Genomic DNA, 24,855 nt, shown 5'->3' with positions numbered 1-24,855 from the left:
GCTGACCAGAAAGGTGAAAACGTGGCTGTTGCGCAATGCCCCGCGTCATGCGGAGAACTTATCCAGGGCTGGATTCTGGGCAGTGAGAAACTGGTCTCCTGCCCTGTCGAATGGTACAGCACAGTGGAAGTAAGCTCGGGCGCTCCCCTTGCGGATGAGCGCCCCCTTTCACGCGCAATGGTCAATCGGCTACTGGAATACTGGCGCTACCCTGCGCAGTGGAGCCAGGAGATTCGGATCGCAGTGCATTCCACCATTCCCGTCGCCAAAGGAATGGCCAGCAGTACCGCAGATATCGCGGCAACGGCGGTCGCAACCGCACACCATCTGGGGCATACGCTGGATGAACCCACGCTTGCACATCTGTGTGTTTCGCTTGAACCCACCGACAGCACCATTTTCCGTCAACTGACGCTTTTCGATCACAATGATGCTTCTACGCAAATGGCTTGTGAAGCGCAGCCACAGCTTGATCTTTTAGTCCTCGAAAGCCCAATAACGTTGCGCACGGCGGATTATCACCGCATCCCCCGACTGGAACGTCTGCATGCGGGGGCGGCGATGTTGCAGCAGGCATGGGAGAGAGTGCAGGAAGCCTGCATAACGCAAAACCCTCGTCGGATGGGGGAAGCCGCCACGCTCAGCGCTATCGCCAGCCAACAACTGTTACCAAAACCAGGCTTTGATGCCCTGCTGGCGCTGGTGGAAGCATGTGATTTATACGGTCTGAATGTGGCGCACAGCGGGAGCGTTGTCGGGCTGATGCTGGACAGGCAGCGCCATGACGTTGACCATATTAAGTGGGAACTCGCACAACGAAAACTGACGGAACACTGGCCCGATCAGCATTTGCTGAAGATGGTCGCTGGCGGGGTTGAATTGCAGTGAGGAACACGCGGCGTTCCCCACTGCCACAGGCTGTTACTCTGCTTTTGCGTCGCCGTTTTTCATTTCGCCCATCGCTTTCAGCTTTTTAGAAATGTCGCGGCGTTCTTTAGAGATTTCTGCGTTTTTGATGATGTAATCATCAACGCGGTCCTCATAGTCGCTCTTCATGCTGGCGATGATGCCCTGGATCGCTTCAACGCTCATACCTGGCTTGATGTAATCGCTCAGGTTGTCCAGCAGCAGAACACGCTTCTGGTTGTCACGGATCTTTTTCTCGACGTCCTGGATTTCACGTTGCAGTTTGTTCTTACGGCGGAACAGACGAACAAATTCCAGTACGTCCTGGAAAGAAGGCTTGTTGGTTTCCATTTTTACACCCCTGATAATGTGAGATTCGGATTCGTTTAAGCAACCGCTATACGTTAGGGTAAACATTACTTTTAGCCGTTGCAGATGACAATGGTTTTATCCTTTTTCAGTATCATACCCTTAATCGGTGCTGAATCGAAGCAGCAGCCGAATCACGAGCGTCATCTGCTTTTTATTTGCGCAATGCCCGGCAGATCAAATGGGAGAGCAGCTCCAGTTGCCGCGCCGTCTCCATACTTAGCCAAACATAGCCATGAATAGGCGTTTCAGCCACGGTATTGCCATGATGCTCGTTTATCAACTGGCGCAGCTCCGCGACAATCTCATTGAGTTTTTCCGTGTTTGCCAGTACCGGTTGCGGGTTGCCTTCGAACAGCGCATGGGCGATGGTGAGTAACGTTTGCTGCGTCATTTGCTGCGTTTCGCGCAGCGTGTGCGCATTCAGCATCACAAAATGGCTGGCACGAGATGCCCAGTGCGCATTAATTTGCAGCTCAAGCATACAGACCAGATTGCGGTTCACGGTTTGAATCGCTTCGAATATCGACTTTTGAATGCGGGTTTCTTTACTGGCTGGCGTAATCAGCCCACGCATTTTGACGACGTCGCTCAGCAGTTTCTGTAAATGCTTCTCCAGCCGGGGACGCTCTAACAAATTTGGCGACAACGCGGCCTGATAGACCCGATTGTACGCCGTCACACAATGCGCCATCTGAATACGCCAGTGTAAAAACGCGCGTTGTGGCCAGATGCCGGTAAACAGCATCGCCAGCAGCGAACCTAAAATAACATCCCCGCCGCGCCACAATGCCGTGTTCATGTCGCCTGCCGGCGCGCCTACCACCACGGCGAGCGTGATGCCGATCAACAGAGCCTGATACGGCTTTTTCCCTAACGCCAGCCAACCGCACAAGAACATTGCCGCAGCGCACCAGATCAACATCAGCGGGAGGGAAAAAAGCTCCAGACGTAACGCTACAAGACCTAATACCGATCCCAGAATCGTGCCGCCGATGCGCTCAAACGCACGGGGAACCACGTTCCCCCAAAAGGAGATCGGCCCCATAATGACGACCAGTGTGATCAGCGGCCAGGTGCCTTCCGGGATGTTGAACAGTCGAACCAGCAGGAAAGTGAGAATAAACGCCAGCGCAATGCGAATGCCGTGTACAACACGATAATGGCGATATAAACGAATTTCAAAGGGACTCAGCGATTTATCAGCCCGCACTCACGCACTCCGTCTGGAAATGACCAAAAAACGAATTGTACCCGCTTTTGCAGCGAAAATATCACTATAGCGGACAGGACTCGCACGTAAACTGCCCCGTCACGACGCCTATCCGCCGGGTACTGCGTACAATTTACACAGGGCTATTTCGACTGTACGGGTACATACATTTCAATGTCCCAGTACCCGTCTTCCGTTCCATTGTTAAGATAGACCTCAAAACACGGTTTAGCCGCTATCTGGTAGTGATTGTCCTGTAACAGGCTATTGAAAAACTGATACCAGGGCGTCGCGAAATCATGATTCTCAACGCGCGCCACCGCTGTCGCATACTGCCCGCCGGCGATCTCCGTCAGGATGACGCCTTCGCTATTTTTCGGAATAGTGAAATTATCCGGGACAGACACCACCGTATCGCAGCGGAGTTTTTCCGCCGGAACCTCATCTGGATTATCGTAGTAAACCGCGATCCATTCGAGCGGAACAACCTGATTCCCATCAACCCACATCATGAGTTGTTCAAAACCTTGCTTCACCGTTTTTTCCCACGGGCCGACCATGTGAAAACCGGCGATATTACGCTTCTCTGTCTGCCTGATTTCGTAGTCCATACTGCCTCCGATAGTTTCACTGAGACTGATAGCACACCGTCGACCTGATGGCGCTGCGCGTATCAGGTCGACGGTATTCCATAATGCATTGAAGTCAGCGCCGGATAAGGAAGCGATGTCCCCTCCGGCAAATCTTATACTGTATATAAACACAGCATAAGATTTTGCATATAAAGGTCACAAGGAAATCATGATGAGTATGTGAGCAGACTCGCACTCTTACCAGTCTGCCGTGTCAGAAAAGGGGGTTACGCCTTATGGTGGAAGTAATCGCTCAGTCGGGAAAAAACGCCGCCTTTGCCAACAGACTCCAGCGTCACCAGAGGCCAGTGCGCCACCAGTTTATCCCGATCGTATAGCTCAATTTCACCGACCCGCTGATGTGCGGCAATAGGTGCTTCAAGTTCTTTTTTATCAAGGGTATACCGGGCCTTAATATGCGGAATTTCGGTTTTCGGCAGCGCCATCCAGAAATCCTGCTCGGTGCCCAGAGCAATATTTTCTTTATCGCCGTACCAGATACGTTCCGTGCCAACCTGTTTGCCACTGCGTAAAATTTGTACCGTATCGAAATTTTGCTGCCCCCATTGCAACAACTTACGAGCCTGATCTTCGCGCCCTTTCGCACTTTCCGCACCCATCACAACGGCGATAAGACGACGCTGCCCGTCCACGGCGGAGGCAATCAGGTTAAAACCCGCGCCGGAGGTATGGCCGGTTTTCAACCCGTCGATATTCATGGTTTTATCCCACAGCAGTCCGTTACGATTCTGCTGGGTAATACCGTTCCATGTCAGGCTCTTTTCACTGTACATATGATAAAACTCAGGCTCACCGTGAATAATGGCGCGGGACAATACCGCCAGATCATAGGCTGAGCTGTGCTGGCCTGGCGCATCCAGTCCGTGTACCGTTTCAAAATGGGTATCCTGCAACTTCAGGGTTTCAACGTAGTGATTCATCATGGCGACGAACTGCGGTTGCCCTCCGGCGATGTAATCCGCCAGCGCAACGCAGGCATCGTTTCCAGAGTCAACAATCAGCCCCCGACTGAGATCCCGAACCGAAACGCGCTCCCCTTGTTTCAGAAACATTAATGAAGATCCCACAAACACCGGATTGTCTTTGGCCCAGGCATCACGTCCAACGGTTACGATATCGTCCGGGCTAATACGATGGCTGTCGATAGCGCGATCGACAACATAGCCGGTCATCAGCTTGGTCAGGCTAGCCGGGTTACGCCGCTGATGTTCATTACCTGCGGTCAGAATTTGACCCGTGGTGTAATCCATAAGTACCCATGACCCTGCCTGAATGGCCGGAGGCTGGGGAGAAAAATCTGGCACATCGGCAGCCAGAGCGGAAGAAAGATTCATCGCGAGAAGTGAAGCGGCAATAAACAAACGGCGTTTCAACACTATTTCCTCAGGAAAGTCATAATTTGCCGTTCTTTTTACGGAAGTTCTGATAAACAAACAGGGATAAATTGCAAGAAAATGTGACATAACGCACGTTTTTCTATGCAGTGCCGGGCAGCGTAACCTTAACGCTCCCAATAACGACTCAGAAGCTGATAACACCGCCAGGATTTGATACCCTGCTGCGCAGAACCGCGCAAACGCACAGTAACGGATAGAACTGAACAATGAATGACGGCAAGCAGCACCCTACCTTCCTGTTCCATGACTACGAAACCTTCGGGACTCACCCGGCGCTGGACAGACCCGCACAGTTTGCCGCCATCCGCACGGATAGCGACTTTAATATTATTGGCGAACCTGAAGTCTTTTACTGCAAGCCCGCCGATGATTACCTGCCTCAGCCAGGCGCTGTGCTCATCACCGGGATTACGCCGCAGGAAGCGCGCGACAAAGGAGAGAACGAAGCTGACTTTGCCAGACGTATTCATTCACTGTTCACCGTGCCAAAGACCTGTGTCGTCGGCTACAACAATGTCCGTTTTGATGATGAAGTCACGCGTAACATTTTGTATCGCAACTTCTACGATCCCTATGCCTGGAGCTGGCAGCACGACAACTCGCGCTGGGATTTGCTGGATGTGATGCGCGCCTGCTATGCCCTGCGCCCGGAAGGCATAAACTGGCCGGAAAATGACGACGGATTGCCCAGCTTCCGCCTTGAGCACTTGACCAAAGCCAACGGGATCGAACATGCCAACGCGCACGATGCAATGGCAGACGTGTACGCCACCATCGCTATGGCGCAACTGGTGAAGTCGCGCCAGCCGCGTCTGTTTGACTACCTTTACACGCATCGCAACAAACATAAACTGGCGGCGTTGATCGATGTGCCGCAAATGAAACCGCTAGTGCATATCTCCGGTATGTTTGGCGCCTGGCGCGGCAACACCAGTTGGGTTGCGCCGCTGGCCTGGCATCCAGAAAACCGCAACGCGGTCATTATGGTGGATCTGGCGGGCGATATGTCGCCATTACTGGAGCTGGACAGCGATACCCTGCGCGAGCGGTTATATACCGCTAAAGCCGATCTCGGCGATAACACCTCAGTTCCGGTAAAACTGGTACACATCAATAAATGCCCGGTGCTGGCTCAGGCTAATACACTCCGCCCGGAGGATGCCGATCGCCTGGGGATTAACCGTCAGCACTGTCTCGATAACCTGAAAGTGCTGCGCGATAATCCGCAGGTACGCGATAAGGTTGTGGCAATCTTCGCTGAGGCCGAGCCGTTTACGCCGTCTGAAAACGTCGATGCGCAGCTATACAATGGCTTTTTCAGCGACGCCGATCGTGCCGCCATGAAAATCGTGCTGGAAACCGAACCGCGCAATTTGCCCGCGCTGGATATTACGTTTGTCGATGAGCGGATTGAAAAACTGCTGTTCAACTATCGCGCCCGTAACTTCCCTGGGACGCTGGATGAAACCGAACAACAACGCTGGCTGGAGCATCGTCGTCAGGTGTTTACGCCAGAGTTTTTGCAACGGTATGCGGAAGAGTTACAGATGCTGTATCAGCAATATGCTGACGACAAAGAGAAACTGGCATTGCTGAAATCACTCTGGCAGTACGCAGAAGAGATTGTCTGAGGAGCCACGCGTCGCTTTTGCCGGATGGCGGCGTAAACGCCTTATCCGGCCTACAAACAGTGAGGAGTGTAGGCCTGATAAGCGAAGCGTAAACGCCTTATCCGGCCTGCATACAGTGAGGAGTGTAGGCCTGATAAGCGAAGCGCCATCAGGCGTTGGCGTTGTGCCGAAGAACGGCCGATGACCTTATCCGGCCTACAGATTTTTGCATAAAAAAACCGGAGAACATGTCTCCGGTTTTTTACCTGTGAAAGGTCATTTCATTACTGTGCGATATCTTCGTACTGCGGTACCGGATTGCGGAAGCTTTTGGTCACGCAAGCCAGATACACCAGGCCAATACCCGCCCAGATCAGACCCAGAGTCATTGAGCTTTCTTCCAGGTTGATCCACAGTGCGCCAACAGTCAGCGCGCCGCACACCGGCAGAACCAGATAGTTGAAGTGGTCTTTCAGCGTCTTGTTGCGCTTCTCACGGATCCAGAACTGGGAAATCACGGAGAGGTTCACGAAGGTAAACGCCACCAGCGCACCGAAGTTGATCAGCGCCGTCGCCGTAACCAGATCGAAATTAATCGCCAGCAGTGCGATCGCGCCAACCAGCAGCACGTTCCACGCCGGAGTACGCCATTTCGGATGAACGTAGCCGAAGAAACGCGTCGGGAACACGCCGTCACGACCCATGACGTACATCAGACGGGAAACGCCCGCGTGTGCCGCCATACCGGATGCCAGTACGGTCACGCTGGAGAAAATCAGCACGCCCCACTGGAAGGTTTTACCCGCAACGTACAGCATGATTTCAGGCTGTGATGCATCCGGGTCTTTAAAGCGCGAAATATCCGGGAAGTACAGTTGCAGGAAGTAAGACGCCGCGATAAAGATCAGGCCGCCAATCAGCGCCGTCAGGAAAATCGCGCGCGGAATAACGCGCTCCGCATCTTTGGTCTCTTCAGACAGAGAAGAGATTCCGTCAAAGCCGAGGAACGAGAAGCACAGGATTGTCGCACCGGTAATCATCGGCACAACGTGCGCGCCTTCAGACCAGAATGGACGGGAACTTACCAGCGTACCCGCACCTTCGCCGTGAGACACGCCGTAGATAATCAGGCCGACGATCACCGCTACAATCCCCATTTGCAGAATAACAATCAGGGTGTTGAAGTTAGCGACGGTCTTGATGCTGCGCAGGTTAGAGATGGTCATAAAGGCCACCAGCGCCACCACAAAGATCCACGACGGCACTGTCGGCACCAGCGCTTCAAAATAAATTTTCGCCAGCAGAATGTTGATCATCGGCATGAACAGGTAGTCCAGCAGCGATGACCAGCCCACCATAAAGCCTACGGTCGGGCTGATGGATTTCTGGGCGTAAGTGTACGCGGAGCCAGCGGACGGGAAACGACGCACCAGTTTACCGTAGCTCAACGCAGTAAAAAGAATCGCGATCAGCGCAAAGGCATATGCCGTCGCAACGTGACCGTCAGTGAGGCCTGAGACGATACCAAATGTATCGAACAGCGTCATCGGCTGCATATAGGCAAGACCCATCATTACAACCGGAATCAACGTAAGCGTCTTACGTAATTCCACGCGAGAGGTGTTTGGAGTAACGTTATGCGACATGGTCATTCCCCTTTACGGCGAATGCCGTCGCGTAAGCAAAAAATTGCCCCATTTTCTGGATTCCTCAGCGACAACAACTGTCGGTTTTTAGTAAGTATCTATCCGGTACGAAGCCCGGCCTCTTTTATTGAATGATTGGTTTGATGCAAAAAAATAACCGACGCGTATTAAAACGTCGGTTAATGTCATTTTTTGCAAGCGGCGCATTGTGCACTAAATTAAGGCGAAATGACAAGAGAATGAGAGCCCCGTCAAAAAATATTTTTTATTAACTGTTTGATTTCCCAGCATCCCCCATTGTATAGACGCCAGCAATAGCACTATTTGCTAAAATTTTATCTCGCCACCACGCGCTGGCCAGTCCGGCCGTCTGTTCGTTCCAGCCCATCCACACCGGCTCCGACGCGATCTGCGCCGCCACGTTCTTCTCAATAAGCGCACCGCTGTCCAGAAAGCGTTGCGCCAGATAGCGCGGTAAATACCCACATCCCAGGCCGCTGATTTGCAGTTCCAGTTTGGTTTTAAAATCAAAAACCGTTATGGCTTCCTGATCATCAAGCAATTGCGCGCTTGCCGAACATGCCGGATGCGTCTCATCGCCGACCACAATCGCGCGGAACCGTTTTATTGTGCGCCGACTCAACGGCTCTTCTTCCTGCACCAGTGGATGATGCGGGGCAATCGCAAAAACCTGCTCAAGCTCTCCCAGACGCGCAAAACCGAAACCACTGGCGTAGGGTGGATCGTGCATTGCGCCAACGATGATATCCGCCCGCCCCTGCGTCAGCGCCTCCCAGGAACCGCCCAGCACGCCGTTTATGAATTTCAGGCGCGTTACGCTGTGATGTTGGTAGAAGGATTCAATGAGGGGAGTAAGGAGAGAAAAAGGAAACGTATCGTCCACGCCGATGACCAGTTCGTTCTCCCAGCCTTCGTGAAGTTTGATGGCCTGCTTTTCCAGTTCGCGCACGGTATGCAGAACTTCCCGGCCTTTTTCCAGCAGCATCTGACCGGTGCGGGTAAACTTAGCCCGATGCCCGCTGCGATCCAACAGTTGGATATTCAGATCGCTTTCCAGTTTATGGACGGTATAGCTGAGCGCTGACGGCGTCTTAAACAATTTTGCCGACGCCGCCGCAAAGCTCCCCTCTTTCTCTAACGCATCGAGAATCATCAGAACGTCCAGCAGTGGTTTCATACTCGCCCCCTTGCGGTGTATGGCGGTAGTCTGCTGGCGCGTCACTCCATCGGCATCACCAGCGGGTCGGGATACTGGTATTCAAACCCGAGTTCATTACAAATCCGGCTGCCATCAATAATCTTGCCTTTATCGTTACTCTGGCTTTCCAGAAAATGCGGCGGTTCCATACCCAGCAAACGCGCCATCTGCGGATAAAACACATTACGCGCCGGATGCGAAGGCGCACATATATTATAGATGTGTCCCCCTTTAGGTGCCTGTAACAGCAGAGTAATAGCGGCAATCACATCTTCCAGGTGGACCAGATTCACACCTTGCTGACCGTCAGGCGCGGTTTTACCGGCAAAGAAACGCCCCGGATGTCGTCCTGGCCCTACCAGCCCGGACAGACGCAGAATATCGACGGAGGTGCCGGGCAGATTGTGCAGCCAGTCTTCGAGTTCCTTCAGGATGCGCCCACTCGCCGTGACGGGATTACGCGGCGTAGTCTCTTTCACAATGCCGTGCACATCGCCGTACACTGACGTGGAACTGGTAAAAATGATACGCGGAACGTGATACGCCAGCGCGCTATCGACCACCTCCTGTATTGCCTGGCGGTAAAAATCTTCCCCTGGCCCGCTACGGCGAGCGGGCAGCGTAATGACCAGAGCATCCACATCCATCAGCGCATCAAGATCGTCCGTTTCGCAAACCAGCTCAGGTTCCAGGCGCAGCGGATAGCTCTCAATGCCGCTCATGCGGGCCGCTTCCACGCCATCCTGCGTGGTTTTCGTGCCAGTAACCTGCCAGCCTCTTGCCGTCAGCGACATCGCCAGCGGCATTCCTAACCATCCTAAACCGACAATTGCGACCTTTTTCATGCGTTCTCTCCTGACTTTAACGCCATCTTATCTAAGGCTACGCCAGCCCGCCGGGACTGACAATTCATACCTTCAATATGAAATGAATTAATGATGAAAAAAAGCCCTTGCTTTCCGGCGCTAAAGTGGTTTAGGTTAAAAGGCATCAAATGAATAAGCATTCATCGAGAATTTTATGACACGCGTTCAATTTAAACACCACCATCATCACCATCATCCTGACTAGTCTTTCAGGCGATGTGTGCTGGAAGACATTCAGATCTTCCAGTGGTGCATGAACGCATGAGAAAGCCCCCGGAAGATCATTCTTCCGGGGGCTTTTTTTTGTGCGCGATTCAGACCGGTTCAGACAGGATAAAGAGGAAAAAAGAATGTTAGATAACACCCGTTTACGCATAGCTATTCAGAAATCAGGCCGTTTAAGCGATGATTCACGCGAATTACTGGCCCGCTGCGGTATTAAAATCAACCTGCACACCCAGCGTCTGATTGCGATGGCGGAGAATATGCCGATTGATATTCTGCGCGTGCGTGATGACGATATTCCCGGCCTGGTCATGGATGGCGTTGTCGATCTGGGGATCATCGGGGAAAACGTTCTGGAAGAAGAACTGTTGAGCCGCCGCGCGCAAGGCGAAGACCCGCGCTACTACACCCTGCGCCGTCTCGACTTCGGCGGCTGCCGCCTCTCGCTGGCCACCGCCGTCGATGAAGCCTGGGACGGCCCGGCTTCCCTTGACGGCAAGCGTATCGCTACCTCTTACCCGCACCTGCTTAAGCGTTATCTGGATCAGAAAGGCGTGTCGTTTAAATCCTGTCTGTTAAACGGTTCTGTTGAAGTCGCTCCGCGTGCGGGTCTGGCCGATGCCATCTGCGATCTGGTGTCTACCGGAGCGACGCTGGAAGCCAACGGTCTGCGTGAAGTCGAGGTGATTTACCGTTCTAAAGCCTGCCTGATCCAGCGTGACGGCGAAATGGCCGAAGCCAAACAACAGCTTATTGACAAACTGCTGACCCGTATTCAGGGCGTTATTCAGGCGCGTGAATCCAAATACATCATGATGCATGCGCCAAGCGAGCGTCTGGAAGAAGTCATCGCGTTACTGCCGGGCGCAGAGCGTCCAACCATTCTGCCGCTGGCAGGCGATCAGCAGCGCGTCGCCATGCACATGGTCAGCAGCGAAACCCTGTTCTGGGAAACGATGGAAAAACTGAAAGCGCTCGGCGCCAGCTCTATTCTGGTGCTGCCAATTGAAAAGATGATGGAGTGACGGCCATGAGCTTTAATACAATCATCGACTGGAATAGCTGCAATACTGAACAGCAGCGTGAATTGCTGATGCGTCCGGCTATTTCCGCCTCCGACAGCATTACCCGTACCGTCGCAGAGATCCTGGATAATGTGAAATCACGCGGTGATGATGCCCTGCGTGAATACAGCGCGAAGTTTGATAAAACGAACGTCGCAGCGCTGAAAGTGTCCGCCGAAGAGATTGCCGCGGCCAGCGCGCGTCTGAGCGACGATCTCAAACAGGCGATGGCGGTAGCGGTAAAAAACATCGAAACCTTCCACAATGCGCAAAAACTACCGGCAGTAGATGTTGAAACCCAGCCCGGCGTTCGCTGTCAGCAGGTGACGCGCCCTGTCGCATCTGTCGGCCTGTATATCCCGGGCGGCTCTGCCCCGCTCTTCTCCACCGTATTAATGCTCGCCACGCCCGCGCGTATTGCCGGATGCAAAAAAGTGGTGCTGTGCTCACCACCGCCTATCACGGATGAAATCCTTTACGCTGCGCAGCTGTGCGGCGTGCAGGAAATCTTCAACGTCGGCGGTGCCCAGGCCATTGCCGCTCTGGCGTTCGGCAGCGAATCCGTGCCAAAAGTGGACAAAATTTTTGGCCCCGGCAACGCGTTTGTCACCGAGGCGAAACGCCAGGTCAGCCAGCGTCTCGACGGCGCGGCAATTGATATGCCTGCCGGCCCTTCTGAAGTGCTGGTGATCGCCGACAGCGGCGCCACGCCAGATTTCGTGGCGTCTGACCTGCTCTCTCAGGCGGAACACGGCCCGGATTCTCAGGTCATCCTGCTGACCCCGGATGCCGGTATTGCGCAGAACGTCGCGGAGGCCGTCGAACGCCAGTTAGCGGAGTTACCGCGTGCGGAAACGGCGCGTCAGGCATTAAGCGCCAGCCGTCTGATCGTGACGAAAGATTTAGCCCAGTGCGTCGCCATCTCGAACCAGTATGGGCCGGAACACCTGATCATTCAGACTCGCAAGGCGCGCGATCTGGTGGAGGATATTACCAGCGCGGGTTCCGTTTTTCTCGGTGACTGGTCACCGGAATCCGCAGGCGACTACGCTTCCGGCACCAATCATGTGCTACCGACCTATGGTTATACCGCCACCTGCTCCAGCCTCGGTCTGGCGGATTTCCAGAAACGCATGACCGTTCAGGAATTGTCGCAGGCAGGTTTCTCCGCACTGGCATCCACCATTGAAACGCTGGCTGCGGCAGAACGGCTGACCGCCCACAAAAATGCTGTCACCCTGCGCGTTAACGCCCTTAAGGAGCAAGCATGAGCACTGAAAATACCCGCAGCGTCACCGACTTAGCCCGGGAAAACGTTCGCAACCTGACGCCGTACCAGTCCGCTCGCCGTCTGGGCGGTAATGGCGATGTCTGGCTGAATGCCAATGAGTTCCCGACGGCGGTGGAGTTTCAGCTGACTCAGCAAACGCTCAACCGCTACCCGGAATGCCAGCCAAAAGCGGTTATTGAAAATTATGCGCAGTACGCCGGAGTGAACCCCGGGCAGGTGCTGGTCAGCCGTGGCGCAGACGAAGGTATTGAACTGCTGATTCGCGCATTCTGCGAACCGGGGAAAGATGCGATTCTCTATTGTCCGCCAACGTACGGCATGTACAGCGTCAGCGCGGAAACTATTGGCGTTGAATGCCGGACGGTTCCGACGCTGGAAAACTGGCAGCTGGATCTGCGGGGCATCGCCGATAAACTCGACGGCGTTAAAGTGGTGTTTGTATGCAGCCCCAACAACCCGACCGGGCAGCTTATCAATCCACAGGATTTACGTACTCTGCTGGAAATGACGCGCGGCAACGCCATTGTGGTGGCGGATGAAGCCTATATTGAATTCTGCCCACAGGCGACGCTGGCTGGCTGGCTCTCTGAATACCCGCATCTGGTGGTGCTGCGCACGCTCTCCAAAGCCTTTGCGCTCGCCGGTCTGCGCTGCGGATTTACGCTGGCGAATGAAGAGGTCATCAGCCTGCTGCTGAAAGTCATCGCCCCCTACCCGCTCTCTACGCCGGTCGCCAATATTGCCGCTCAGGCGTTGACGCCGCAAGGCGTCAACGCGATGCGCGAACGTGTGGCGCAGATTCTGCTGGAACGTCAGTATCTGGTTAATGCGCTGAAAGAGATTGCCTGCGTAGAACAGGTGTTCGATTCAGAAACCAACTACATTCTGGCACGTTTTACCGCGTCAAGTAGCGTGTTTAAATCTCTGTGGGATCAGGGCATTATCTTACGTGATCAGAATAAACAACCTTCTTTAAGCGGCTGTCTGCGTATCACTGTTGGAACCCGCGAAGAAAGCCAGCGCGTCATTGACGCCTTACGTGCGGAGCAAGTATGAGCCAGAAGTATCTTTTTATTGACCGTGATGGAACCCTGATTGCCGAACCACCGAGTGATTTTCAGGTGGATCGTTTTGACAAACTCGCCTTTGAACCGGACGTGGTGCCGGTTCTGCTGAAGCTGCAAAAAGCCGGCTTTAAGCTGGTGATGATCACCAACCAGGACGGGCTGGGAACGCAGAGCTTCCCGCAGGCAGACTTCGACGGCCCGCACGACCTGATGATGCAGGTTTTCACCTCCCAGGGCGTACTGTTTGATGAAGTGCTGATCTGCCCGCACCTGCCAGCAGATGAGTGCGACTGCCGTAAGCCGAAGGTAAAGCTGGTTGAACGTTATCTGGCTGAACAGGCGATGGATAGCGCCAACAGCTACGTGATTGGCGATCGCGCTACCGACATCCAGTTGGCCGAAAACATGGGTATTAACGGGTTACGTTATAACCGTGAAACCCTGAACTGGACGATGATTGGTGAGCAGCTGACAAAACGCGACCGCTATGCCCACGTTGAGCGCAATACCAAAGAAACGCAAATTGACGTCAAGGTGTGGCTGGATCGCGAAGGCGGCAGCAAGATCAATACCGGCGTGGGCTTTTTTGACCATATGCTCGATCAGATCGCCACGCATGGCGGTTTCCGTATGGAGATCGCGGTCAAGGGCGACCTCTATATTGACGATCACCATACGGTAGAAGATACCGGTCTGGCGCTGGGTGAGGCGCTAAAACTGGCGTTGGGCGATAAGCGCGGCATCAACCGCTTTGGTTTTGTGCTGCCGATGGACGAATGCCTGGCGCGTTGCGCACTGGATATCTCCGGGCGCCCGCACCTGGAATATAAAGCCGAGTTTACCTATCAGCGCGTGGGCGATCTGAGCACCGAGATGGTTGAACACTTCTTCCGCTCGCTCTCCTACACCATGGGCGTGACGCTGCACCTGAAGACCAAAGGTAAAAACGATCACCACCGTGTAGAAAGCCTGTTTAAAGCGTTTGGCCGCACGTTGCGCCAGGCCATTCGGGTAGAAGGCGACACGCTGCCTTCTTCTAAAGGAGTGCTGTGATGAACGTCGTCATCCTTGATACCGGCTGCGCCAACCTGAACTCGGTGAAATCCGCCGTGGCGCGCCACGGTTATGATCCGCAGGTCAGCCGCGACCCGGAGGTCGTCTTAAAAGCTGACAAACTCTTCCTGCCCGGCGTGGGAACCGCCCAGGCGGCGATGGATCAGTTGCGCGAGCGTGAGCTTGTCGAATTGATTAAGGCTTGTACTCAGCCCGTTCTGGGAATTTGTTTAGGCATGCAGATCCTCGGGCGCCACAGTGAAGAGACTAACGGCGTCGACCTTCTGGGCATTATTGACCAGGACGTCCCGAAGATGACCGATTTTGGCCTGCCGCTTCCGCATATGGGCTGGAACCGCGTTTACCCGCAGGCGGGTAATCGTCTTTTCCAGGGCATTGAAGATGGCGCCTGGTTCTACTTTGTTCACAGCTACGCTATGCCCGTCAATCCGTGGACCATTGCTCAATGCAACTACGGCGAACCCTTCACTGCGGCAGTGCAAAAAGACAATTTCTTCGGCGTGCAGTTCCACCCGGAACGCTCCGGCGCCGCTGGCGCGCAGTTGCTGAAAAACTTCCTGGAGATGTGATGATTATTCCGGCATTAGATTTGATCGATGGCACCGTAGTGCGTCTCCATCAGGGCGACTACGCCCGGCAGCGTGATTACGGTAACGATCCCCTTCCCCGCCTGCGGGATTATGCCGCCCAGGGCGCCGAAGTGCTGCATCTGGTCGATTTGACCGGGGCGAAAGATCCGGCCAGACGGCAGATCCCGCTGATTAAAACGCTGGTCGCGGGTGTGAACGTGCCCGTGCAGGTTGGCGGCGGCGTGCGTACTGAGGACGATGTTGCGGCGCTGCTGGACGCAGGCGTTGCCCGCGTGGTGGTCGGCTCCACGGCGGTCAAATCTCCCGAGGTGGTCAAAGGCTGGTTTGAGCGCTTTGGCGCTGACGCGCTGGTGCTGGCGCTGGATGTGCGTATTGATGATCGGGGCAACAAACAGGTTGCCGTCAGCGGCTGGCAGGAAAACTCCGGCGTTTCGCTGGAAGAGCTGGTCGAGACTTATCTGCCGGTTGGCCTGAAGCATGTACTGTGCACCGATATCTCCCGTGACGGCACGCTGGCGGGTTCCAACGTCTCGCTGTATGACGAAGTGTGCGCGAAATATCCGCAGGTCGCCTTTCAGTCTTCCGGCGGAATTGGCGGGATTGAGGACGTGGCCGCTCTGCGCGGCACGGGCGTTCGCGGCGTGATTGTCGGCCGCGCCCTACTGGAAGGTAAATTCACCGTTAAGGAGGCCATCCAATGCTGGCAAAACGTATAATCCCTTGCCTGGACGTACGCGATGGTCAGGTGGTAAAAGGCGTACAGTTCCGCAATCATGAAATCATCGGCGATATCGTCCCGCTGGCAAAACGCTATGCCGATGAAGGCGCAGACGAGCTGGTGTTCTATGATATTACCGCTTCCAGTGACGGGCGCGTGGTTGATAAGAGTTGGGTGTCGCGCGTCGCGGAAGTGATCGACATTCCATTCTGTGTCGCGGGTGGCATCAGGTCTATTGATGACGCCGCTAAAATCCTCTCTTTCGGCGCTGATAAAATTTCCATCAACTCCCCTGCGCTGGCCGACCCAACGCTGATCACCCGTCTTGCTGACCGCTTTGGTGTACAGTGCATCGTCGTGGGCATTGATACCTGGTTTGATGCCGAAACCGGCAAGTATCACGTCAACCAGTATACCGGCGATGAAAGCCGTACCCGCGTGACGCAGTGGGAAACTCTCGACTGGGTGCAGGAAGTGCAAAAACGCGGGGCCGGTGAAATCGTGCTTAACATGATGAATCAGGACGGCGTGCGTAACGGTTACGATCTGGAGCAACTGAAAAAAGTCCGTGACGTCTGTCATGTACCGCTGATTGCCTCCGGCGGCGCGGGCACGATGGAGCACTTCCTTGAAGCCTTCCGCGATACCGATGTCGACGGGGCGCTTGCTGCCTCCGTCTTCCACAAACAGATTATTAATATTGGTGAATTAAAAGCGTACCTGGAAGCACAGGGCGTGGAGATCAGGATATGTTAACAGAGCAACAGCGCCGCGAGCTCGACTGGGAAAAAACCGACGGATTAATGCCGGTTGTCGTGCAACATGCGGTATCCGGTGAAGTGTTAATGCTGGGTTACATGACCCCTGAAGCGCTGGATAAAACAATCGAAAGCGGCAACGTCACTTTCTTCTCACGAACCAAGCAGCGTTTGTGGACCAAAGGCGAAACATCCGGCCACTTCCTGAAGGTAGTCCGCATTGCGCCGGATTGTGATAACGACACACTGCTGGTGCTGGCCAATCCAATTGGACCAACCTGCCACAAAGGCACCAGCAGCTGCTTTGGGGATGCCAGCCATCAGTGGTTATTCCTGTATCAACTTGAGCAACTGTTAGCCGAGCGTAAAACTGCCGATCCGGCAAGCTCTTACACGGCGAAACTTTACGCCAGCGGCACCAAGCGTATCGCGCAGAAAGTGGGTGAAGAAGGTGTCGAGACCGCGCTGGCCGCAACGGTACATGACCGTTTTGAGCTGACCAATGAAGCCTCCGACCTGATGTACCACCTGCTGGTGCTGCTACAGGACCAGGACCTTGATTTAACGACCGTCATTGAGAATTTACGTAAGCGTCATCAATAGCTTCTGATGCGAAAAAACCGGGCAATGCCCGGTTTTTTGTAGGTCGGATAAGCGTAGAGCCATCCAGGATAACAATAAATTACTGCGCTTTCTCTCTGTAGTCGCGCAGAGCATTACGCCCCAGCACCACACCTGCACCAATCATCCCGCCCAGTAGCACCGCCAGGACCAGCACAATTGCCTTTTTCGGACTGTCACGACGAACCGGCAGCGTCGGCTTCATGACGTAACGGTAGGCGTGAATGGATGCGGTTTCGATTTTCAGATTTCCGATATCCAGCAAATTTTGCTTGGTCTGATAGTAGGCCCCAGAGAAAACCAGCGGACGCGTGGATTCATGTTCAATCATTGATTTCAGCGCATCACTACCAAGAAGGAACATACTGTCCTGGGTGACATCCTGAGTTTGCTGAATTTGTGGCTTTATCACATTCGCCTGCTCCGCATAACGCAATGCTTCCTGAATTTGCTTGATACGCAAATCTTTTTGCTCCTGCGCGACCACTTCCTGCGTTTTTAACGAGTCCTCAAGCGTAGTTGTCTGCAACTTGATGTTATCTTTCAGATCCGCGTCCAGTTCTTTCGCAACGCTCTCATCTACCTGCTGGATATACTCTGCCAGCTGGCGCTGCGCCCCTTCCGCAGACTCTCCAACGTAAGAAACAGCCAACGGCAATGATTGACCCTTAACAGAAGGAGTAATAGTTAATTCTTCAGGTTCTTCCTGATTATCCAGAGCTGCTGACAATGCGGAAAAGGCGGAGCTAAAGCGACCGATAAAGCCAGTCTGAATATCCGCAACTTTCGGAGCGTTATCGCCATACAAAACGCTCATCGCATTATTATAAGTGGCAATCTGCCCCACATCCGGCTGGGTGATAATGGCGGTAGAGGTCCATTTCTCTTTCGCTACCAGGATGTAACCAACAGCCAATAGAATTGCGACAATGACACACACAAAGATTGTCATTTTTCCGCGCCACAATTGCATCACTAAATCAATCAAATCAATCTGTTCCGGGTCATTACTGCGCCCGGTAGCATTGTTATTGTTCACTGTCATCAGTACCCTAACTAAGAAAATGCTTAAGCTGGAGACAGTGTAGTCATAAACATCGTTAATGCTATAGGATTATTGATAAAATTTACGGATTATTTCAAATACTTTGATAGCCAATCAGGGGCTATTGTAGCCCCAATAACAGAAGGTTAATCACTGCCAAAGAGATCGCGTGTATAAACTTTGTCCTGAACATCCAGCAGTTCAGACGCCATGCGATTGGAGATAATCACGTCGGACTGCTGTTTAAACGTATTCAAATCACGTTCAAGGCGGGAATTAAAGAACGACGTTTCCTTCATAACCGGTTCGTAAATAATAACTTCCACACCTTTAGCTTTGATACGCTTCATAATCCCCTGAATTGAAGACGCGCGGAAATTATCAGAACCACTCTTCATAATCAGACGATAGATGCCCACCACTTTGGGTTTTCTGGACAAGATGGCATCTGCAATAAAATCTTTACGCGTCCGGTTCGCATCCACGATCGCGGAGATAATATTGTTTGGCACTGACTGATAATTCGCCAGAAGTTGCTTCGTATCTTTCGGCAGACAATAACCGCCATAACCAAATGAAGGATTGTTGTAATGATTGCCAATACGAGGATCCAGACACACACCTTCAATAATTTGTCGGGTATTCAGTCCTAAACTTTCCGCATAGCTATCAAGCTCATTAAAGTAAGCAACACGCATCGCAAGGTAAGTATTAGCAAAAAGCTTAATCGCCTCTGCTTCCGTCGAATCGGTAAACAGGGTTGGTATGTCCTGTTTTATGGCGCCTTCCTGTAGCAAAGCAGCGAATCGCTCCGCACGCTCAGAGCGTTCACCAATCACAATCCGCGAAGGATGCAAATTATCATAAAGCGCTTTACCTTCGCGCAGGAACTCGGGGGAGAAAATGATATTCTGCGTATTAAATTTTTTACTCATCGTTGCGGTGAAGCCAACCGGCACCGTTGACTTAATCACCATCACTGCCGATGGGTTAATCTCTGTCACATCCTGAATAACCGATTCTACACTTGATGTGTTGAAATAATTTGTTTTTGGATCATAGTCGGTTGGTGTTGCAATAATGACATAATCAGCATTTTGGTAGGCGGATACCTTGTCTAAGGTTGCTTCAAAATTAATATTCCCGGACGCTAAAAATTGCTGTATTTCTTTATCAACAATCGGAGATATCCGATCATTTAGCATTTCTACACGTTTGGGAATAATGTCTAACGCGGTAACCTGGTGATGCTGTGCGATAAGCAAACCGTTTGACAGACCAACGTACCCGGTTCCAGAAATGGTGATTTTCATTTCACGCTCTCAGAATTAACTTAATTATGCATCATGATGTTTATACATCCTGATAAGATATAAAAGTTTTAACGCCTGAATGAATATTGTGTCAATGAAGGCTAAAACAATTCAGATTTTCTTTATCAGGTTAAACATTAATTATTAAGTTAATATTAAGAAGTAAAAATAAATCAATCAGATTAGGGACAAAAAAAAGCCCGGTGAATCACCGGGCTTTTGATGCGAATCAGGAATTATTCCAGCCATTCAGTATGGAAAACGCCGTCTTTATCAGTACGCTTATACGTATGCGCCCCAAAGTAGTCACGCTGCGCCTGGATCAGGTTCGCAGGAAGAACGGCTGCGCGATAGCTGTCGTAGTAGGCAACAGCGGCAGAGAACGTCGGAACCGGGATACCATTCTGCACGGCATACGCAACCACATCACGCAGCGCTTGCTGATAATCGTCCGCGATTTTCTTGAAGTACGGTGCCAGCAGCAGGTTAGCGATACCCGCATTTTCTGCATATGCGTCGGTGATTTTCTGCAAGAACTGTGCACGAATAATGCAGCCGGCACGGAAGATCTTCGCAATTTCGCCGTAGTTCAGATCCCAGTTATATTCGTCAGAAGCGGCACGCAGCTGGGAGAACCCTTGTGCGTAAGAGACGATCTTACCGAGGTAGAGCGCGCGACGGACTTTCTCGATAAATTCCGCTTTGTCACCCGCAAGCTGCGCTTTAGGTCCCGACAACACTTTAGACGCTGCGACACGCTGCTCTTTCAGAGAAGAGATATAACGTGCAAAAACGGATTCCGTGATCAGCGACAGCGGCTCGCCCAGATCCAGAGAACTCTGGCTGGTCCATTTGCCGGTGCCTTTGTTTGCCGCTTCATCCAGAATCACATCAACCAGATATTTACCCTCTTCATCCTTTTTGGTGAAGATGTCTTTGGTGATATCGATCAGGTAGCTGTTCAGCTCGCCTTTGTTCCACTCAGTGAAAGTCTCTGCCAGCTCTTCGTTAGACAGATTCAGGCCACCTTTCAGCAAAGAATAGGCTTCTGCGATTAGCTGCATGTCACCGTATTCGATACCGTTGTGAACCATTTTCACATAGTGACCGGCACCATCGGCACCAATATAGGTCACGCAGGGTTCGCCATCTTCTGCAACTGCGGCAATTTTAGTCAGAATCGGCGCAACCAGTTCGTAGGCTTCTTTCTGACCGCCAGGCATGATAGATGGGCCTTTCAGCGCCCCTTCTTCACCACCGGAAACGCCAGTACCAATGAAGTTAAAGCCTTCAGCAGAAAGTTCGCGATTACGACGGATAGTGTCCTGGAAGAACGTGTTACCACCATCAATGATGATGTCGCCTTTATCCAGATACGGCTTCAGGGAATCGATAGCAGCATCAGTGCCCGCCCCTGCCTTCACCATTAACAGGATACGACGAGGCGTTTCAAGGGATTCAACAAACTCTTTTACCGTGTAGTAAGGCACTAGTTTTTTGCCTGGGTTCTCGGCAATCACTTCTTCGGTCTTTTCACGGGAGCGGTTGAAAACGGAGACGGTATAACCACGGCTCTCGATGTTGAGCGCCAGGTTGCGCCCCATCACTGCCATACCGACGACGCCGATCTGTTGCTTGGACATTACATACTCCTGTCAGGTGTGGATACCCCGCCGTAAAATGGCGGCGAGTAAAGTGAAGAACATGTTAACTCAGGTTAGAGGCCAGAAGGTAGCAATAGATGTCCTCTTCAGAATGAACTTAATGCACATAAAATGCAGTTTCTGCTACATCAATATGCACCATCTCTATGGAGGACTACCTTCACAGTTTTGAAAAGAATAGCGATGTCATTCCACAGCGACCAGTTCTTGACATACCAGGAGTCAAAGTAGACTCGGGTATCGTAATCCACATCGTTACGTCCACTTACCTGCCACAACCCTGTCATTCCCGGTTTCGCCATTAGATAGTAATCAACATTCTCATCATAGCGTGGTAACTCTTCAGAGATAATCGGACGCGGGCCAACCAGACTCATTTGACCTTTCAGCACATTAAATAACTGAGGCAATTCATCAAGACTGGTTTTACGAATAAATCGACCGACAGGAGTGATTCGCGGATCGTTTTTCAACTTAAAGTCACGCTCCCATTCTTCCCGTGCGGCAGGATCGGAATCAAGGAGCTTTTGTAAAACCTCCTGCGAATTCATCACCATTGAGCGAAACTTATAGCAAGGGAAAAGCTTACCGTGACGCCCTACTCGCATATGACCGTAGATTGCCGGACCACCATCACGGGTAACTTTGTACCAAAGATAAATGAGCAGTGGCGAAGAAATTAAGATAATCAGTGATGAACAGACAATATCGAAAGTCCGTTTAAGGAAACGAGATGTCCGTTTTGCCAGATTATTATGAATACGCAGCAACATGACTTCATGACTAAAGATGAAAGACATATCGGTATTATAAAGTGGTAACCCGCGCAGGGACGGAATAACCGTGACAGAACGGCAGTCCTTCTTCGATAGTTCGCGCAACCAGTTAATGGTCTTATCGCTGTTTTCCATTTCAAAAGCTACAATGAAATGAATATCGCCTGTTTTCTTCATTTCCCAAAGAATATTGGGGTCCTGAAGAACCGGCAGTCCCTGTAGCGTTGCCTCTGTACACTCTTCGTCATAAAATGCGACAACATCAAAGCCAAGCATTTCCTCACTTTGCAGTGCATAATAAGCTTCCACTGCATTACTTCCGCTACCCATAATGACAGTCTTTTTCTTCCAAATCCCAAGACGATTAAGAAGTTGTTTGGTCATTGCTCGGAAAAGCGGCAGCAGAATTAATGCAAACGTCCAACAAAAGACCCATACATACCGAGAAAATTGCCATTTAGAAAAAGCGACCAGCGCCAGATCAAAAACAGCAAAGATCACAATAGTGCGGATAATCTCCTTCAATTCAAACCAAAAGGGTTTGCGATAGGAATAATGTCGCAACCGAACCCAGAACCATCCCACACATATCAAGCTCAGGATGACATGAGAAATTATACGCATCTCCAGTTGAGCATCGGGGATAAAACGATAAAGATCGTTAAAAATCCAGTATACACAACCAATAGAGAGGGCCAGTGATAAGTTAAAAAATATAAAATCCGATGCTGCGAGAAAAACCTTGCATAGCAATGGATTATATTTATTCAAAAAATTATCCGTATCCATGACAACACCTGACGTTAGCGAGGATTTATATTAAATACAGGCATTGGCTCCTGACTCTTTTGACATTCAAGGAATTTATTTGCAACATCAATAGCTTCACGAATAGTGACATCCATATCCAGATAGCGGTAGGTACCAAGACGCCCGACAAAAGTGGTATTGCTTAATTCCATCGCTTTATCCAGGTAGCGATTGAGCAGTTCTTTTTCCTTAACCATACGGATCGGATAATACGGAATATCATCTTCGGTGCAGAAGCGACTAAATTCACGATAACATGTTGTTTTTTCGTGTGACTCCCAGGGTGAGAAATGCTTATGCTCAGTGATTCGGGTATAAGGTACATTTTCTTCGCAGTAGTTGATAACAGCCGTTCCCTGGTAGTCACCTTCTGCTGAGAATTTTTCGAAATCCAGCGTGCGATAACCCAGACGCCCCTCACTAAAGTTAAAGTAACCATCCAGCGCGCCTGACCAAAATACATGCTGGTAGGCCCCACTCTCGGCAGCTGAAAACTCAGTATCTGTTCTTATTTCAATCAGTTCGTGATCAAGAATTTTTCCAACCATATCGGTATAGCCATCTCTGGGCATCCCCTGATACTGGTGGTTAAAATAATTGTCATTATAGTTAAAACGAAGCGGCAAGCGTTTCAAAATACTGGCTGGTAACTCCGTCGGCTCACAACCCCATTGTTTACGCGTATAGCCTTTAAAGAATGCTTCATACAGTTCCCGACCAATCATGCTGATGGCCTGTTCTTCAAAGTTTTTCGGTTCGACAATAGATTTGTCAGCTTTAGATTCGATGAAAGCACGGGCTTCATCCGGACGCATTGTTTTATTGAAAAACTGATTAATCGTATGCAGGTTTACTGGTAGTAAGTAAACATTGCCTTTGTAAATGGCCTTCACACGGTTGATGTAAGGCATAAACTCTGAATACTGATTAACGAAATCCCAAACTTCTTTATCATCTGTATGAAAAATATGGGGACCATAAACGTGCAACATGACGTTGGTCTGCGGATCACGTTCTGAATGACAGTTACCAGCAATATGAGAACGTTTGTCAAAAACAACAGACTCAATCCCTTCCTCTGCTAATAATCTCGCAATAACCGCACCAGAAATACCTGCGCCCACTATAGCAACTTTCATTTTTTACCCCAGAAATGTCGTTTTAATAATCCAATGCCTTTCAGTAAAATATTTTCGCCATCAATATTCACTACTGGCATATATTTAATGCGCAAGCTTTCGCGGTGATGATGAAGCCAGACATTGAAAAGACGTTCTGCCATAAAACCAAAAACACGCTTTTGGTAAGCATCGTAATTTTGGTAATCAATTTTTTTCTCAAGCGCAAAAAGTACCGGGAAAAGCCATTCAAAGTATTCATCGATCAATGACTTTTTACAAACAAACATATTATACAAACTAATTTTTGTCCCACCCATAATAGAGTTAAAATCAGATAAATATTCCGGGTGCTGTAACGCAATCTCATCACGAAGCTGAGTGTAGTCAGACTCATGGTGTGCATGAATGTAATGGCTTTTAATCGATGTGATGTAATAATTTCTCGGTCTGGCAATCAAGATATCAGCTTCTTTCAGCAACGCCATCATCTCTTCTGGTGATGCGATGCGCTTTCCCTTAACCATCAAATCACTTTTAGAAGATGCGAAATAGCGGCGGTAGTGCGCCAAGCCCACAACGTCTTCCTGAGAATTCTTCCAGATCCAGTAGGCAGCAGTGAGTTCACAGAACGATGGATTCAGATGCGTAATATTTTCCTTTGTACAGTCATCCACAAAATGATTGCATATTTTTTCAATACCATTACCCACTTTTATAGGCAAAAATCCATCATTGTCAGGGAAAGCATACGTCTTGTGACTCACAATATAAACCTTCATACAATCAATAGCCTTAAAACTTAGAATTAGCACAAATTGAAATAATATCGGAATCCCGCT

The 24,855-nt window shown here is 51.1% G+C and carries 24 protein-coding genes, 1 pseudogene and 1 other annotated feature; of the genes and pseudogenes, 11 read left to right on the top strand and 14 right to left on the bottom strand.

The genetic code is table 11. The annotated features are described in order from the left end of the window. The first annotated feature begins 21 nt into the window (after positions 1 to 21). The gene (locus tag OGV83_RS12600) at positions 22 to 888 is read left to right on the top strand and encodes an L-threonine kinase (protein ID WP_286463716.1); all 867 of its coding nucleotides are present in this window, start codon (positions 22 to 24) and stop codon (positions 886 to 888) included. 33 nt (positions 889 to 921) lie between these two features. Here OGV83_RS12600 and OGV83_RS12595 read toward each other — a convergent pair whose 3' ends face one another. The 4 genes from OGV83_RS12595 to dacD all read right to left on the bottom strand — a co-directional run bounded on the left by OGV83_RS12595 (position 922) and on the right by dacD (position 4,520). Beyond that, positions 922 to 1,257 carry a DUF496 family protein gene (locus OGV83_RS12595; RefSeq protein WP_024130204.1) on the bottom strand — a complete coding sequence of 112 codons (336 nt, stop codon included), beginning with the start codon at positions 1,255 to 1,257 and terminating at the stop codon, positions 922 to 924. A 172-nt stretch (positions 1,258 to 1,429) separates the two neighbouring features. Beyond that, positions 1,430 to 2,488 carry an FUSC family protein gene (locus OGV83_RS12590; RefSeq protein ID WP_012131751.1) on the bottom strand — a complete coding sequence of 353 codons (1,059 nt, stop codon included), beginning with the start codon at positions 2,486 to 2,488 and terminating at the stop codon, positions 1,430 to 1,432. Between the two features lie 143 nt (positions 2,489 to 2,631). Beyond that, the gene (gene sbmC, locus OGV83_RS12585; protein WP_071258880.1) at positions 2,632 to 3,099 is read right to left on the bottom strand and encodes a DNA gyrase inhibitor SbmC; all 468 of its coding nucleotides are present in this window, start codon (positions 3,097 to 3,099) and stop codon (positions 2,632 to 2,634) included. A 248-nt stretch (positions 3,100 to 3,347) separates the two neighbouring features. After that, on the bottom strand, positions 3,348 to 4,520 hold the full coding sequence (gene dacD, locus OGV83_RS12580; RefSeq protein WP_081353208.1) for a serine-type D-Ala-D-Ala carboxypeptidase DacD: 1,173 nt from the start codon (positions 4,518 to 4,520) through the stop codon (positions 3,348 to 3,350). A 224-nt stretch (positions 4,521 to 4,744) separates the two neighbouring features. Between dacD and sbcB the strand changes: the two genes are divergently transcribed. Then, complete coding sequence (gene sbcB, locus OGV83_RS12575) at positions 4,745 to 6,169, top strand: exodeoxyribonuclease I (protein ID WP_071258884.1); 1,425 nt, start codon at positions 4,745 to 4,747, stop codon at positions 6,167 to 6,169. A gap of 263 nt (positions 6,170 to 6,432) precedes the next feature. Here the strand turns inward: sbcB and OGV83_RS12570 are convergent, their stop codons facing one another. From OGV83_RS12570 to OGV83_RS12555, 4 genes and pseudogenes are all read right to left on the bottom strand, one after another. Next, positions 6,433 to 7,794, bottom strand: a complete 1,362-nt coding sequence (locus tag OGV83_RS12570) for an APC family permease (protein WP_024130202.1) — start codon at positions 7,792 to 7,794, stop codon at positions 6,433 to 6,435. After that, positions 7,784 to 7,846 (bottom strand): membrane protein YoeI, encoded by a 63-nt coding sequence (gene yoeI / locus OGV83_RS12565; RefSeq protein WP_099433339.1) that lies wholly within the window; start codon positions 7,844 to 7,846, stop codon positions 7,784 to 7,786. Before yoeI ends, OGV83_RS12570 begins: the two co-directional genes overlap by 11 nt. Positions 7,847 to 8,007: 161 nt before the next feature. Next, positions 8,008 to 8,992: pseudogene (locus tag OGV83_RS12560) on the bottom strand (LysR family transcriptional regulator). A gap of 41 nt (positions 8,993 to 9,033) precedes the next feature. Next, positions 9,034 to 9,858 (bottom strand): SDR family oxidoreductase, encoded by an 825-nt coding sequence (locus OGV83_RS12555; RefSeq protein ID WP_049009132.1) that lies wholly within the window; start codon positions 9,856 to 9,858, stop codon positions 9,034 to 9,036. A gap of 175 nt (positions 9,859 to 10,033) precedes the next feature. Between OGV83_RS12555 and hisL the strand changes: the two genes are divergently transcribed. The 9 genes from hisL (at position 10,034) to hisIE (ending at position 17,269) form a co-directional block, all read left to right on the top strand. Next, complete coding sequence (gene hisL / locus OGV83_RS12550; protein WP_001364200.1) at positions 10,034 to 10,084, top strand: his operon leader peptide; 51 nt, start codon at positions 10,034 to 10,036, stop codon at positions 10,082 to 10,084. Next, positions 10,060 to 10,184, top strand: a sequence feature (His leader region). (Overlaps the previous gene by 25 nt.) A gap of 45 nt (positions 10,185 to 10,229) precedes the next feature. Further along, entirely contained in the window at positions 10,230 to 11,129 is a 900-nt protein-coding gene (gene hisG, locus OGV83_RS12545) for an ATP phosphoribosyltransferase (protein ID WP_024130200.1), read from the top strand. 5 nt (positions 11,130 to 11,134) lie between these two features. Next, on the top strand, positions 11,135 to 12,439 hold the full coding sequence (hisD, locus tag OGV83_RS12540) for a histidinol dehydrogenase (protein WP_071258890.1): 1,305 nt from the start codon (positions 11,135 to 11,137) through the stop codon (positions 12,437 to 12,439). Further along, a complete protein-coding gene (gene hisC / locus OGV83_RS12535) occupies positions 12,436 to 13,515 on the top strand; it encodes a histidinol-phosphate transaminase (RefSeq protein WP_071258892.1) in 1,080 nt (359 codons plus the stop codon). The genes hisD and hisC overlap by 4 nt, the downstream gene beginning before the upstream one ends. Beyond that, positions 13,512 to 14,579 carry a bifunctional histidinol-phosphatase/imidazoleglycerol-phosphate dehydratase HisB gene (gene hisB, locus OGV83_RS12530; RefSeq protein ID WP_047462654.1) on the top strand — a complete coding sequence of 356 codons (1,068 nt, stop codon included), beginning with the start codon at positions 13,512 to 13,514 and terminating at the stop codon, positions 14,577 to 14,579. The genes hisC and hisB overlap by 4 nt, the downstream gene beginning before the upstream one ends. After that, positions 14,579 to 15,169: an imidazole glycerol phosphate synthase subunit HisH gene (gene hisH / locus OGV83_RS12525; protein ID WP_071258894.1), complete on the top strand. Its 591-nt coding sequence runs from the start codon at positions 14,579 to 14,581 to the stop codon at positions 15,167 to 15,169. Before hisB ends, hisH begins: the two co-directional genes overlap by 1 nt. Beyond that, on the top strand, positions 15,169 to 15,906 hold the full coding sequence (gene hisA, locus OGV83_RS12520; protein WP_012131736.1) for a 1-(5-phosphoribosyl)-5-[(5-phosphoribosylamino)methylideneamino]imidazole-4-carboxamide isomerase: 738 nt from the start codon (positions 15,169 to 15,171) through the stop codon (positions 15,904 to 15,906). Before hisH ends, hisA begins: the two co-directional genes overlap by 1 nt. Further along, positions 15,888 to 16,664, top strand: coding sequence for an imidazole glycerol phosphate synthase subunit HisF (gene hisF / locus OGV83_RS12515; RefSeq protein ID WP_012131735.1), 777 nt, complete (start codon positions 15,888 to 15,890; stop codon positions 16,662 to 16,664). Before hisA ends, hisF begins: the two co-directional genes overlap by 19 nt. After that, a complete protein-coding gene (gene hisIE, locus OGV83_RS12510) occupies positions 16,658 to 17,269 on the top strand; it encodes a bifunctional phosphoribosyl-AMP cyclohydrolase/phosphoribosyl-ATP diphosphatase HisIE (protein WP_047462646.1) in 612 nt (203 codons plus the stop codon). The genes hisF and hisIE overlap by 7 nt, the downstream gene beginning before the upstream one ends. Before the next feature lie 79 nt (positions 17,270 to 17,348). On the opposite strand, the gene wzzB is transcribed toward hisIE, so the two are convergent. The 6 genes from wzzB to OGV83_RS12480 all read right to left on the bottom strand — a co-directional run bounded on the left by wzzB (position 17,349) and on the right by OGV83_RS12480 (position 24,780). Further along, positions 17,349 to 18,332: an LPS O-antigen chain length determinant protein WzzB gene (gene wzzB, locus OGV83_RS12505; RefSeq protein WP_047462644.1), complete on the bottom strand. Its 984-nt coding sequence runs from the start codon at positions 18,330 to 18,332 to the stop codon at positions 17,349 to 17,351. Positions 18,333 to 18,478: 146 nt separating this feature from the next. Further along, positions 18,479 to 19,645 carry a UDP-glucose 6-dehydrogenase gene (gene ugd / locus OGV83_RS12500; protein ID WP_049009125.1) on the bottom strand — a complete coding sequence of 389 codons (1,167 nt, stop codon included), beginning with the start codon at positions 19,643 to 19,645 and terminating at the stop codon, positions 18,479 to 18,481. Positions 19,646 to 19,881: 236 nt separating this feature from the next. Then, positions 19,882 to 21,288 carry an NADP-dependent phosphogluconate dehydrogenase gene (gene gnd, locus OGV83_RS12495; protein ID WP_012131731.1) on the bottom strand — a complete coding sequence of 469 codons (1,407 nt, stop codon included), beginning with the start codon at positions 21,286 to 21,288 and terminating at the stop codon, positions 19,882 to 19,884. A gap of 149 nt (positions 21,289 to 21,437) precedes the next feature. Continuing rightward, positions 21,438 to 22,874 carry an undecaprenyl-phosphate galactose phosphotransferase gene (locus OGV83_RS12490; RefSeq protein ID WP_012131730.1) on the bottom strand — a complete coding sequence of 479 codons (1,437 nt, stop codon included), beginning with the start codon at positions 22,872 to 22,874 and terminating at the stop codon, positions 21,438 to 21,440. 14 nt (positions 22,875 to 22,888) lie between these two features. Continuing rightward, positions 22,889 to 24,034 carry a UDP-galactopyranose mutase gene (glf, locus tag OGV83_RS12485; RefSeq protein ID WP_071258896.1) on the bottom strand — a complete coding sequence of 382 codons (1,146 nt, stop codon included), beginning with the start codon at positions 24,032 to 24,034 and terminating at the stop codon, positions 22,889 to 22,891. Next, on the bottom strand, positions 24,031 to 24,780 hold the full coding sequence (locus tag OGV83_RS12480; protein WP_239663464.1) for a DUF4422 domain-containing protein: 750 nt from the start codon (positions 24,778 to 24,780) through the stop codon (positions 24,031 to 24,033). The genes glf and OGV83_RS12480 overlap by 4 nt, the downstream gene beginning before the upstream one ends. Positions 24,781 to 24,855 lie beyond the last annotated feature (75 nt).

Source organism: Citrobacter sp. CK189, from assembly GCF_030333505.1.
In the GTDB taxonomy this organism is placed as follows: Bacteria; Pseudomonadota; Gammaproteobacteria; order Enterobacterales; family Enterobacteriaceae; genus Citrobacter_B; species Citrobacter_B koseri.
Note: the sequence above shows the minus strand (reverse complement) of the source record. Positions and strands in the feature narration are given on the sequence as shown.